7 protein-coding genes are annotated in these 12377 nt (G+C 76.4%); 4 read left to right on the top strand and 3 right to left on the bottom strand.

Annotated elements, in window-relative coordinates; all coding sequences use genetic code 11:
- The first annotated feature begins 124 nt into the window (after positions 1 to 124).
- The 4 genes from ACGBYP_RS18435 (at position 125) to ACGBYP_RS18420 (ending at position 3681) form a co-directional block, all read left to right on the top strand.
- Positions 125 to 604 carry an NUDIX domain-containing protein gene (locus ACGBYP_RS18435; RefSeq protein ID WP_411586442.1) on the top strand — a complete coding sequence of 160 codons (480 nt, stop codon included), beginning with the start codon at positions 125 to 127 and terminating at the stop codon, positions 602 to 604.
- Positions 605 to 706: 102 nt separating this feature from the next.
- Entirely contained in the window at positions 707 to 2398 is a 1692-nt protein-coding gene (locus ACGBYP_RS18430) for a L,D-transpeptidase family protein (protein WP_411586441.1), read from the top strand.
- Between the two features lie 84 nt (positions 2399 to 2482).
- Entirely contained in the window at positions 2483 to 3451 is a 969-nt protein-coding gene (locus ACGBYP_RS18425; RefSeq protein ID WP_411586439.1) for a TIGR03557 family F420-dependent LLM class oxidoreductase, read from the top strand.
- Positions 3452 to 3534: 83 nt separating this feature from the next.
- Positions 3535 to 3681: a hypothetical protein gene (locus ACGBYP_RS18420; protein WP_411586437.1), complete on the top strand. Its 147-nt coding sequence runs from the start codon at positions 3535 to 3537 to the stop codon at positions 3679 to 3681.
- 64 nt (positions 3682 to 3745) lie between these two features.
- Here ACGBYP_RS18420 and ACGBYP_RS18415 read toward each other — a convergent pair whose 3' ends face one another.
- The 3 genes from ACGBYP_RS18415 to ACGBYP_RS18405 form a co-directional block, all read right to left on the bottom strand.
- A complete protein-coding gene (locus tag ACGBYP_RS18415) occupies positions 3746 to 4750 on the bottom strand; it encodes a zinc-binding alcohol dehydrogenase family protein (RefSeq protein ID WP_411586435.1) in 1005 nt (334 codons plus the stop codon).
- A 63-nt stretch (positions 4751 to 4813) separates the two neighbouring features.
- Positions 4814 to 11014 carry a DUF4011 domain-containing protein gene (locus ACGBYP_RS18410; RefSeq protein WP_411586432.1) on the bottom strand — a complete coding sequence of 2067 codons (6201 nt, stop codon included), beginning with the start codon at positions 11012 to 11014 and terminating at the stop codon, positions 4814 to 4816.
- A 352-nt stretch (positions 11015 to 11366) separates the two neighbouring features.
- On the bottom strand, positions 11367 to 12038 hold the full coding sequence (locus tag ACGBYP_RS18405) for a hypothetical protein (protein WP_411586430.1): 672 nt from the start codon (positions 12036 to 12038) through the stop codon (positions 11367 to 11369).
- Between the last annotated feature and the right edge of the window lie 339 nt (positions 12039 to 12377).

The raw sequence follows: 12377 nt of genomic DNA, 5'->3' as shown, positions 1-12377 counted from the left end.
GGGACGACGTGCGGACGTCGTCCCGGCGGGTCGTGGCTGGCGCCGCGCGGCCGCTGCAGTCAACGCGGGTGCCGTCGGGACCGCACCTGCTTTACCCGGACCGGCGCCGTGGCACGCTGGCGTGATGCCAGCCAGGAAGAGCGCCGGGATCCTGCTGTACCGGTTCACCGACGGGCGGCTGGAGGTGCTCATCGGGCACATGGGCGGCCCCTTCTGGGCGCGCCGCGACGCCGGCGCCTGGTCGATCCCCAAGGGCGAGTCGCTGCCGGGGGAGGAGCTGATGGACGTCGCCCGGCGCGAGTTCGCCGAGGAGATGGGCTCACCCGTGCCGGCCGAGGAGTTCCTGCCGCTCGGCGAGCTGCGCACCTCCAGCAGCAAGCTGGTCACCATCTGGGCCGCCGAGGGCGACCTGGACGCGAGCGCCACCCGCAGCAACACCTTCCGGGTCGAGTGGCCGCCGCGGTCCGGGCGCGTCCAGGAGTACCCGGAGATCGACCGGTCGGCCTGGCTGCCGGTCGAGCAGGCCCGGGAGAAGCTGGTCAAGGGGCAGGGGCCCTTCCTCGACCGGCTGCTCACGGCACTGGCCGGCCTCCCCGGACGCTGACCCGCCCGGCCCCGGGCCGTCCCCGTGTGCCGGGTGGGGGCCGCGGGACGGAGGAGCAACGGAACTCCCACGGACGCCCCCGCGCGACCTACGGTCCTGCCCGTGCAGACCTCCCGCAGCAGGAGCGCCGTGCGGGTGACGCCCGCCCTGCTGGCCGCGCTCACCGTGCTCGCCCTGACCGTCCTCCTGCTCGGTCCGGTGACCGCTGCCCGGGCCGCGGCGGGGGGCAGCACCCTGACCGCGGGTGAGCGGCTCGCCGCCGGCCAGCAGCTGAGCTCACCGGACGGCCGGTACCGGGCGGTGATGCAGGCCGACGGGAACCTCGTCGTCTACGCCCCCGACGGGCGGGCGCTGTTCGCCTCGAATACCTACGCCCGCGGCAGCCGGCTGGACGTGCAGCCCGACGGCAACGTCGTCGTCTACGCGCCCGACGGTGCGGCGCGGTGGAACAGCGGCACCTGGACCTCGCCGGGCTCCCGGCTGACCCTGCAGGACGACGGCAACCTGGTGCTCTACCGGCCGGACGGCCGGGCCGCCTGGTGGTCGGGCTGGGACGCCCCCGACCGGCTGCGGCCGGGGCAGGTCCTCCTCGCCGGCCAGCAGCTCACCTCGCCGGACCGCCGGTACCGTGCGGCGATGCAGCCCGACGGCAACCTGGTCGTCTACGGACCCGGGGACCGGGTGATCGCGGCGACGTACACGTTCGGCACCGGGAACTGGCTGGCCATGCAGGCCGACGGGAACCTCGTCGTCTACGCCCCTGGGAGCCGCCCGCTGTGGCACGCCCGGTCCTGGGGCGCCGACGGGGGCGCGGTCCTCCAGGACGACGGCAACCTCGTCGTCCGCCGGGCCGACGGCCGGGCGGTCTGGTGGTCGGGCTGGGACACCCCGGACCGGCTCCGGCCCGGGCAGCAGCTCGCGGCCGGCCAGCAGCTCACGTCGCCCGGTGGACGGGCGCGGGCGGTGATGCAGGCCGACGGCAACCTGGTCGTCTACGGCGCCGGGGACCGGGTCTTCTCGGCCACCGGGACGTTCGCGGCCCGTAGCCGGCTGGCGATGCAGACCGACGGGAACCTGGTCGTCTACGCTCCCGACGGCCGGGCCGTGTGGGACAGCCGCACCTGGGGTGCGGACGGGGGGGTGGCCCTGCAGGACGACGGCAACCTGGTGTTCCGTCGCGGCGACGGCTCGCCGGCCGGCGCCTGGCCCTTCCCGATGGCGGTGTCCCCGGGGGACTCCACCCAGGTCGTCACGGTCGCCGCGCCGTCGGCCGGCTCCACCACCGGCCGGCTGGCGGCGTGGGAGCTGACCCCCGTCGGGTGGACCCGGGTCCTCGGCCCGGTGACGGCCTGGCTGGGGTCCAGCGGGATCGGGGTCGCCTCCGAGGGGTCCACCCGCACACCGGCGGGCACGTACACGCTCACCGAGGCCTTCGGACGGTCGGGCAACCCGGGCACCGCGCTGCCCTACCGGGTCATCGACCAGCACGACTGGTGGGTGTCCGACGTGGCCAGCCCGCTGTACAACCGGCACACGCGGTGCGCTCCCGGCACCTGCTCCTTCCGGGAGTCCGCCGGGGAGAACCTCTGGCAGCAGGGGTGGGTTTACGACCTCGCGGTCGTCCTCGACCACAACCGCCAGGGCACGCCGGGGGCCGGGTCGGCCTTCTTCCTGCACGTCACCAACGGGGCGCCCACCGCGGGTTGTGTCGCGATCGCCCGGGACGACCTGGCCGCGCTGATGCGCTGGCTGCGCCCCACGGCCCGGCCCCTGGTGTCCATCGGCGTGGGGTGACCCGGCGGGCCCGGTGTCGTTTCCGCTCCCGGCCCTCCGGGCACCGGGGCGGGAGAGACCCACCGGACGACGAGGGGATGCACGATGCAGGTCGGTTACAAGCTCGCCACGGAGGCGTTCAGCCCCACCCAGGTCGTCGAGCAGACGATCGCGGCCGAGGAGGCCGGGTTCGACTTCGTCGAGCTGTCCGACCACTTCCACCCCTGGCTGGAGGAGCAGGGCCACAGCGGCTTCACCTGGACGATGCTCGGGGCGATGGCCGCGCAGACCTCGCGCATCGGGCTGGCCACCGGCGTCACCTGCCCGATGATCCGGTACCACCCCGCGGTGATCGCCCAGGCCGCAGCGACGACGCAGATCCTGTCCGGGAACCGGTTCACGCTGGGCATCGGCGCCGGCGAGCGGCTCAACGAGCACGTCGTGGGCGGCGGCTGGCCGGCGGTGCGGATCCGGCACCACATGCTGCGCGAGGCGCTGGAGATCATCAACTTGCTGTGGCAGGGCGGCTACCAGTCCTACGAGGGCGAGTACCTGACCCTCGAGGACGCCCGCGTCTTCGACCTGCCCGACCAGCTGCCGGTCATCGCGGTGGCCAGCGGCGGACCGGGCGCCTCCAAGCTCGCCGCGCAGTACGGCAGCGGGCTGTTCGCCACCGAGCCCAAGCCCGAGCTGGTCGACGCCTACGCCGAGCACGGCGGCGCGGGGCCCAAGTACGCCGAGGTGCCGATGGCCTGGGCGGAGACCGAGGACGCCGCCGTGCAGGCCGCGCTCCAGACCAGCCGCTGGTCGCTGTCGGGCTGGAAGGTCATGAGCGAGCTGCCCAACCCGGTGAACTTCGACGCGGCCAGCAGCACCGTCGACACCGACGACATCCGCGGCCAGTTCTCGGTGGGCCCGGACCTCGACGTCCACGTGCAGCAGGCCCAGCCCTACGTCGACGCCGGGTTCGACCACATCGTGCTGCAGAACACCGGCCCGGATCCCGAGGGGTTCCTGGCCGTGTGCAAGAGCGAGCTCATCGAGCGGGTGCGCGGGCTGACCCCGTCGTCCTGACCGGGACCAGCGAGTTCCGGTTGACCGTCGTCCGGGTGGGCAGGAGGGAGCGGAACCTGCCCATCCGGACGAAGGAGCACACCGTGGGACTGTTCAGCGCGATCACCAAGGGCGCCCTGGCGAAGAAGGCCGTCGACGAGGCGCGCAAGCCGCAGAACCAGGCGAAGATCAAGAGCGCCATCGCCTCGATGCGCAACAAGGGCGGGACGGGCACGACCGGGCGTCGCTGACCCCGCGGGGACGCTCGTGCCCTGCTCACCACGGGGAGCAGAGCACGAGCGCCGCAGGACCGGGTCAGCCGGCGGCGAGGACGACCTTGCCGATGGTGGCCGAGGACTCCAGCAGCCGGTGGGCCTCCTGCAGGGTCGCCGCGTCGATCGGCGAGAGCCGGGTGGTCAGCGTCGTGCGCAGGGTGCCGGCGTCGACCAGCCGGGCCACCTCGTCGAGCAGTTCGCGGTGCGCGGTGCTCTCCGGGTCGTGGATCACGCGGGTGAACATGAACTCCCAGTGCCAGCCCTGGCTCTTCCACTTCAGCGGCAGGGTGTCCACGCCCTCGGGCTCGTCGATGGCGACCACCGAGCCGCCCACCGCCATCACCTGCGTGTAGGTCTCCACCATCCCGGCGGAGAACGGGCTGAGGACGAAGTCGACGCCGCGCGGGGCGATCGCCGCGACCTGCGCCACCAGGTCGTCGCGGTCGACGGCGTGGTGCGCGCCCAGACCGGTGGTCCACTCCCGGGACTCCGGGCGGCCCACCGCGGCGATCACGGTGAGGCCGGTGAGCTGCCGGGCGAGCTGCACCAGGATCGAGCCGACGCCGCCGGCGGCGCCCATGACCAGCAGGGTGCCGGTGCTGTCGGCGGTGAGCCGCCAGCGCTCGAAGAGCGTCTCCCACGCGGTGATCGTGGTCAGCGGGAGCGCCGCCGCCTCGGCGAAGTCCAGCGAGGTGGGCTTGCGGCCGGCGACGCGCTCGTCGACCAGCTGGAACTGCTGGTCCGAGCCCGGCCGCTGGATCGACCCGGCGTAGTAGACCTCGTCGCCGACGGCGTAGGCGGTCACCGCGTCACCGACCGCGCGCACGACACCGGCGCCGTCGTAGCCGAGCACCTGCGGGCCGTCGCCGCCGGGGAGCGCGCCGCCGCGCAGCTTCACGTCGACCGGGTTGACCGAGACCGCACGCACCTCGACCAGCAGGTCGCGCGGTCCGGGGCTCGGGACGTCGAGCTCGACGTCGGTCAGGACGTCGACGGGGCCGCTCGCGGTGGCGACGACGGCCCGGTTGGTGGTGGGGATGTCCATGCCCCGACGGTAGATCGGGGCCTCCGGTGACCCGCAGCACGCCTCCCGGCGGCCGCGGGCCGGTCAGACGGTGAGGCGGCCGTCGGGCTGCTCGGTGAGCCGGCCGGCCGCCAGGCAGCCCGCCAGCGCCGCGTCCAGCAGCGGGACCAGCGCCGGGGTGCGGCGCCGGTGCCCGAAGACGTCGGCGGTGCGCGCGAACAGCTCGTCGCGGGCCAGGCCGTCGGCCGCCCGGCACAGCGCGACCATCGCGTTGCCGATCTCGCGCGGGGCCACCTGGTCGAGCGGGCGCTCGGCGCTGGTGGACTGGCGGCGGAACCACGGCCAGGCCTCCCGGTCGACGCCGGCCGGCCAGAGGAAGTCGCCGTCCTGGACGCCGGCCGGCAGCAGCGCCAGCAGCGCGTCCCGCCGGGCCTCGGTGACCCGGGACAGCCCGAAGGCGTTCGCGGCGACCCGGGTGAGCCGGTCGCGGTGCACCGGCCCCTCGGCCTTGAGCCCGGCGGTGAGCACCCGGCGCACCACCCGGGCGACCGCCGGGTCGTGGAGCCGGTCGAGCTGGCGCTTCTGCCCGGTGAGCCGCGGCGTCCAGGCGATGAAGGGCTGCTCCTCGTCCAGCGGCGCCGACTGCGCGGCCCGCGCCGCGGGCCGGGCCTGCCGCGGCCGCGGCGCAGCCGGCCCACGGACGGCGACCGGCGCGGGCTCGGGCCGGACGACGGGCTCGGGCTGGACGACGGGCTCGGGCTGGACGACGGGTTCGGGCTGGACGACCGGCTCAGCCTCGACGACCGGCTCAGCCTCGACGACCGGCTCGGGCGCGACCGGCTCCGTCTCGGCGGCGGGCTCGGGGGCGGGCTCGGGGGCGGGCTCGGCGGCGGGCTCGGGGGCGGGCTCGGGGGCCGACCGGCGCAGCTGGATGACCTCGGCGAGCGCGCCGTCCCAGGGCCGGTCCTCGGCGAGCGCCGGCGCGACCCGGGGGAGGACGTGCGCCGTCCGCACCTCGGGGGCCGGCTCGGGCTCCGGCGTCCGCACCTCGGGGGCCGGCTCCGGCTCCGGCTCCGGCTCGGGCTCGGGCTCCGGCTCGGGTTCGGGGGCCGGCGGGGTGGCGGCCTCGACGGCGTCGGCCAACCGGTCGAGCACGGCCTCGCGGTCGGCCAGCCAGGTGGGCAGCCAGACCCGCGCGACGGCCGGCCAGCCCATCAGCTCGCCCAGCACCTCGACCGGCAGGCCGTCGCGGTCGCCGACGGTCTCCCGCCGCGCCCACTCCGGGCCGTCGAGCAGCACCGCGAGCACGGGGGAGTCCGGGTCGGAGGCCGGTGCCACGGTCAGGTCGACGCGGAAGTCCGAGAGCCCCACGTCGGTCTGCACCCCCAGCCCTCGGGCCCGCAGCTCGGCGGCGACGTCGTCGCGGTGCCGGTCCTCGACCGCGACCCGGTGGGCGGTGCCGGGCAGCGCGGCGGGGCCGTGGGCGGCGAGGTCGAGGTAGGCGCGCAGGTGCTTGACCCCCACCGAGGCGGTCTCCTCGGCGCGCAGCTGCTCGGGGGTGAAGGAGCTGAACACCACGACCTGCCGCCGGGCCCGGGTGACGGCGACGTTGAGCCGCCGCTCCCCGCCGCGGCGGTTGAGCGGGCCGAAGTTCAGCGGCAGCCGGCCGGCGGCGTCCGGGCTGAAGCCGGTGGAGAACAGCACGACGTCCCGCTCGTCGCCCTGCACGTGCTCCAGGTTCTTGACGAACAGGCCCTCGCCGTCGGTGCGGTCCAGGGCGTCGACCACGCGGTCGTCGCCGGAGTCACGCAGCAGCTCCTCGATGAGGGTGCGCTGCGCGGCGTTGAAGGTGACCACGCCGATCGAGGGCACGACCGGCAGGCCGATCGAGGGCACCGGCGGCAGGGCGCGGGCGAACCGGCGCAGCACCTCCTCGACCACCGCCTGCGCCTCGACCGGGTTGGTGCGCAGCCCCGGGCCCGAGCGCAGGAACGTGCCGGGCACCCGCACCAGGGAGATCCCGCGGTCGGCGGTCGTGCGGGCGGGCGTGGGGAAGGTGGACAGCCGGCCCTCGTAGTACTGGGCGTTGCTGAAGGCGATGAGCGTCTCGTCCTGGCTGCGGTAGTGCCAGGACAGCCACCGCCGCGGCACGCCGGCCCGCACGCACGCGGACAGGACGCTCTCCTCGTCGGCGTCCCCGGCGCCGTCGGCGTCCGTGCCACCGCCCTCGCCGACCGAGCTGGGCGGCAGCTGGCGGCTGTCGCCGACCACGACCGCGGCCCGGGCGCGGCCCAGCGCCCCGATCGCGTCGGCGACCCGGATCTGGCTGGCCTCGTCGAACACGACCAGGTCGAACAGGTCGGTCGTGGCGGGGAGGAAGCGGGCCACGGTGTCCGGGCTGACCAGCATGCAGGGCATGACCGCGGTGATCAGCTCGCCGTGCGCGGCCAGCAGCCCGCGCACGCCCAGCCCGCGGCGCTGCTCGACCAGCTCCCGCTTGAGCGCGCCGACCTGCCCGCCGCCGGAGGTGACGTCGACCGGCCGGGCGGCCAGCAGCCCGGCCGGCAGCGCGGCGGTCAGGTGCGAGCGGACGGCGCGGGAGGCGGCGGCGAACCGGTCGATGGTCTGCTCGTGCCGCCCGGCCTCGAACTCGTCGAGCCCGGTCGCCGCGCGCCGTTCGGCCAGGGAGGCCTCGGCCAGCCCGCGGTCGAAGGCGGGCACGGCGTCCTCGGCCCGCACCAGGCCGTGCCGCAGCAGCTCCCGTGCCCGGGTCAGCCCGGCCAGCCGCAGCGGCTCGAGGGTGTCCAGGAGGCTCACCCACCGGCGCAGTGACAGCGGGTGCACGTACTCCACGCCCCGCTCGGGGCGGGTCATCGTCCAGCGCATCACCAGGCCCTCGTCACCGGTCCAGGCGGCGAGCAGCGCCGGGGTGCTGGAGCAGACGGCGAGCAGGTGGGTGACGGCGTCGCGCAGCCGGGCCACCGGGGGGACGGCGGAGGCGTCGGCGACCGGGCCGCCGGCCAGCGACCGGCGCAGTGCACGCGCCAGCCGGGAGTCGCCGTCGACCGCGGCGGCGGCGCGGCGCAGCCAGCGCACCTCGGCGTCGACGAGGAACCGCCCGGAGTCCAGGAACGGGTTCCAGTCGGCGGGCACCTGCAGGCCGGGGATGCCGGCGGCGCGGGCACCGAGGGCGTGCACCGCGGCCTGGACCTGGTGCAGGTCGGCGAGCAGGTCGAGGACGTCGCCGGGCCGCACCGTGGCGCCGGGCTGCAGCACCGGTGCCAGCCGGTCGCGGACCGAGGAGAGCTTGCCGCGCCGGGCCAGCCAACCGGTGTCGGCGGCGGCGCCGGCCTGCTCGCGCAGCTCGGCCAGTGGCAGGGTCAGCGCCTCGGGCGTGACGAGCTCCCACGCCGGGTGCGGCGCGGCGACGAGGGCGGCGATCTGCGCGGCGACGTCGTCGGTGGCCGCGCGCCAGCGGGCCGAGCGCACCTCGTCGAGCACGTCCAGGCCCACCCGGGGCCCGGTGAGCAGGTGCACCAGGGTGTCGAGGTCCTCCGCCGTGCCGGCGGCGCGCACGGCGCCGGCCAGCGCACCGTCGGCGCGCAGCTCGCGGACGGCGGTGTCGACGGCGGCCGCGGCCTGCTGCACGGCGGTGATGTCCAGCTGGATCGTGTCGATGAAACCCCACGCGTGCGTGGCCGACGGGCGCGCGAGGCCCGCGATGTCGGGCAGCAGCGCCAGCGCCCGGCGCACGGCGGTGACGACGTCGGCGTCGGCCCGCGCGGCGAAGGAGGCGGTGACCGGCAGCGGCGGGGTGGCCGGGTCGGCGGCCAGCGCGTCGGTGTGCGCCGAGTACAGCGACGTCCCCGCCGGGTTGGGCGCGTGCAGCAGCTCGGCGTAGTGCTCCAGGGCGCGGGTGGCCGACCGCAGCTCCTCGGCGTCGCCGCTCAGGCCCGGCTCGTCGACCGCGACGGCGTGCTCGAGCGCGGCCCGGACCTGCGCCCGGACGACGGCCGGGCGGCTGCCCCGGTCGTGCAGGTCGAGCACGAACGGCCCCATGCCCACGGCGTCCAGCCGACGGGCCACGACGTCCAGGGCGGCCCGCTTCTCGGCGACGAACAGCACCCTCCGGCCGTCGGCGACGGCTCGGGCGAGCAGGTTGGCGATGGTCTGGGACTTGCCGGTGCCGGGCGGGCCCTCGAGCACGAACGTGCGGCCGGCCAGCGCCTCGGCCACCGCGCGCAGCTGGGAGGCGTCGGCCGGCAGCGGGCACCGCGCGGCCAGCTCGTCGAGGTCGACGTCGGTCGCGGTGCCCGGCGCCGGGTCGGCGAAGGGGGTGTCGGGGCGGTCGACGAGGTGGCCGACCAGCGGGCTGGTGACCAGCTCTGGCCAGTGCCGGTCCAGGTCGTGCCACATCCGCGACGTCGAGAACGGCAGCACCGCCAGGTCCGCGGTGGCCTCCACACGCCAGCGGAGCCCCGCGGCCGACAGGGCCTCCTGCACGGCGCGCATCGCGGTGGCCAGGTCCAGGCCGCGGCCGCCGGGGGAGTCCAGGGCGGGCACGGTCACGCCGTGCAGCTGGGCGAGCTTCTGCAGCAGGACGGGGTTGGCGGTGCCGGCGCCGGACTCGTCCAGGGTGAGCCGGTAGGCGCCCCCGGACGAGGCGGTGCTCAGCTCCACCGGGACGAGCACCAGCGGGGAACGCAGTGGGCGGCCGTCGGCCTCCCAGTGCAGGCTGCCCAGCGCCAGGTGCAGGTTGTTCGCGCCGGTCTCCTCCAGCCCGGTCCGCGCCCGGTGCGCGAGCGCCCGCAGCCGCGGCAGGTAGGCCGCCCGCGGGACGTCGACGTGCACCGACCGGGCGGCGGTCAGCAGCTCGGTGAGCGTCCGTGGGGGCAGCTCGGCGGCCGAGCGCAGGCCGCGGTCGCGGTGCTCGTCGGCGAGCTGGTCGCCGGGCAGCAGCGTGAGGGTGGACCCGGTGGCGACGAGGTCCTCGAGCGCGGCCAGGGCGTGGCCGGGGACCGTGAGCGGGATGCCGGCGCGCTCGCTGTAGTTGACCAGCCGGTTGCGGACGCTGAGGTCCAGCAGCGCGTTCTGCCACTGCCGCACCCGGGGCGGCGGTGGGGCGGTCGCGGCGCCCGGCGGGTCGGGCACGAGCTCGACCGGCGCCTCGCTGACGGGCTCGGGCGCGGGCTCCGGCGCCTGCGCGGGCTCGGGCTCGGGCGGGGTGTCCACCGCGGTGGCGGTGGGCAGCGGCTGCACGCCGACCTCGCGGGCGCGGGCGACGTCGGTCACGCCCAGCACCCGGGCCCGGTCGCCGGTCAGCCAGGCCCGGTAGGCCGGACCGTGCAGGTCGGCGCTCGTGTTCCCGCGGTCGGTGAGCAGCCGGGTCTCGACCAGGCCCATCGCGCCGGCGTCGACCTCGGCCACCAGGGCGGAGACGTCGGTGGTCGCGGCGTCCGGGGCGCTGCGGTCCTCGCGCCAGTACCCGAGGAACGCGTGCCCCTCGACGACCCACAGCAGCGGCCGCAGGCCGGCTCGCTCGCAGGCCGCCGCGAGGGTGACGACGGTGTCCAGGCCGGTGCCCACCCGGCCGTCGAGGACCTCGGTGGGCGTACGGACGACCTGGCCGGCGTCGACCCGGCCCACCGGCGGCTCCTCGGCCCGGACTTCGTGGCGGCGCATCGCCCAGGTCAGCGCCTCGACCACCTCGTCGACCCGCTCCGGCCCCTCGGCGTACCCGGGCATGCTCGGGCTGTCGGTGCCCTCCTGGAGCAGCTGGGCGGCCTCGGCCAGCAGTGCGGTGACCGCCGGGTCGCCGGGCTGGACGTGCGCGGCGAGCAGTGCCAGGGCCAGCGGCAGGGGAGTGGGCGCCCACTGCGCGGCGGGGAGCAGGTGCACCGGGGTGCGGTGCTCGGCCAGCAGGACGCCGCCGGCCTCGAGCTGCACCCGGACCCAGGCCAGCGACGGTGCGGACACCGCGCGCACGACCGCCGGGTCCAGCGTGAGCCGCACGTCCTCGACCACGGTCGTGGCGCCGGCCCGCAGGTCGACCCGCTGCTCGGCGGCGGCGCCGACCGGGCCCTCGGCGTCCTGCACGGCGACCCGGAGGGTGGCCCCGGTGACGCTGGTGGTGCTGGTCAGCGCCAGGCGAGCGACGACCGGGGTGCCGGTGGCGGCGAGGGCGGCGGTGAGCGCGGGGGTGACCGTGGCGTCCAGCGCGACCGTGGGCGACGACGGGGGCACCGGGCCCCCGGTGCTCAACTGACGGTCCGCGACGTTCCCCATGCGTTCTGTCTACCCGGTCGGACGGAACGTTCCCCTACCGACCGCTCTCTTCGTGGGACGGGTGGGGCGCAGGTGCCCGGTGGGGTGGACCGATCCGGATCGGTACTGCGCACCCGGGCCGCCGGCCGGCGGCGTCCGCGCGGGTCCGGTGCGCCGGGCTCCCGCGTGCCGGGTCCGTGCCGACGGTGCGCGACGGGACGGACGGTGCCGGGGAGAACACGCTCGGTACACGCTCGGAGGTGTCCCGCCCGTCCCACCCGTCCCAGGAGCACCGGGACGGGCCCGGACATGGCTGCACCGCCGCCGCCGACCTTCCCCCCGGTCGGCGACGACGGTGCAGGACCGTGGGCGATCAGGCGGCGGCGAAGCCGGCCCGGTCGACCTTGCGGTGGAAACGCTCGCCGAGCTTGCCGCCGAGGACGGCGCCGAGGAGCGTGACCACCAGGACGGCGACCAGGGCGATGATCCCGGCGGTGGTCGCCGTGCCCTCGTCGACGGGGATGCGGGGGAGGTTCAGCTGCGAGAGCACGTTGTACTGGGCGCCGGCCACGGCGGCCACGATCGCCAGCACGACGACCACGAGCAGGCCGATCAGCCAGACCGCCACGCCCTGGCGCAGACCGTCGAAGCGGGACATCCGGCCGGCGACGTACCCGCCGGCGAGGTAGGCCAGGAAGAGGACGACCAGCAGCGCGATGCCGCCACCGATGCCGATGCCGCTGGCGTTGGAGGTGGCCTCCTCGGCCGAGGGCACGCCCTGGGTGAGCCCGATGGCCACGCCCGCAGCGGAGATCAGCGCGATGAGCAGGACGGCCAGGCCGTTGGCCGACAGCCAGCCGAAGAAGGCGGCGCCCCACTTGATGCCGCCGAAGCGCTCGTGCTGGGCGTCCACGGCGTCGCGGGCCGCGCCCTTGCTGGCGCGGGCACCGTTGCCGGCCTTGGCCGCCGCGTTGTTGCGGAAGCTCGTGGTCCGGTCGCTGGTCGACAGGTTGGTCTCGTTCGGGTCGTGCGAGGCGGTGCTCATGGTGTCCTCCAACGGGGTGGTCGTCGCGATCGGCGGGCGAGCAGCCGCTCGCCGATCGCGACGAGTTCGGGTGCGGCCGGACGGCGGGAGGTGCCGGACGGCGGCGGGGTGGGGCGGGAGTCGGGGGAGCCCGCGGCCTGCGGGTTCGCGCGCGGGACGGAGAGCCCGGTCGTGCGCGTGACGAGGGCTCCTCGGCGGGCGCGGCGGGCGCTCCGCGGCGGCGGGCTGGACGTGCGGGGTGCTGCGGTGGTGCGTGCCGGGATCCCGGTGACGCCGGTCCGGTTCTGGTACACCCCCGGAGGCGGCGTCGAGGACGGCGAGGACCTCCGCACCGCCGCC

It is taken from the genome of Modestobacter sp. SSW1-42 (assembly GCF_046635825.1).
Taxonomy (GTDB): domain Bacteria; phylum Actinomycetota; class Actinomycetes; order Mycobacteriales; family Geodermatophilaceae; genus Modestobacter.
This window is presented reverse-complemented; position numbering and strand designations above follow the sequence as displayed.

Coding starts and splice junctions, on each gene's coding strand:
- ACGBYP_RS18415 (WP_411586435.1), bottom strand. CDS start 4,750: ATGGACATCCCCACCACCAACCGGGCCGTCGTCGCCACCGCGAGCGGC.
- ACGBYP_RS18405 (WP_411586430.1), bottom strand. CDS start 12,038: ATGAGCACCGCCTCGCACGACCCGAACGAGACCAACCTGTCGACCAGC.
- ACGBYP_RS18435 (WP_411586442.1), top strand. CDS start 125: ATGCCAGCCAGGAAGAGCGCCGGGATCCTGCTGTACCGGTTCACCGAC.
- ACGBYP_RS18425 (WP_411586439.1), top strand. CDS start 2,483: ATGCAGGTCGGTTACAAGCTCGCCACGGAGGCGTTCAGCCCCACCCAG.
- ACGBYP_RS18410 (WP_411586432.1), bottom strand. CDS start 11,014: ATGGGGAACGTCGCGGACCGTCAGTTGAGCACCGGGGGCCCGGTGCCC.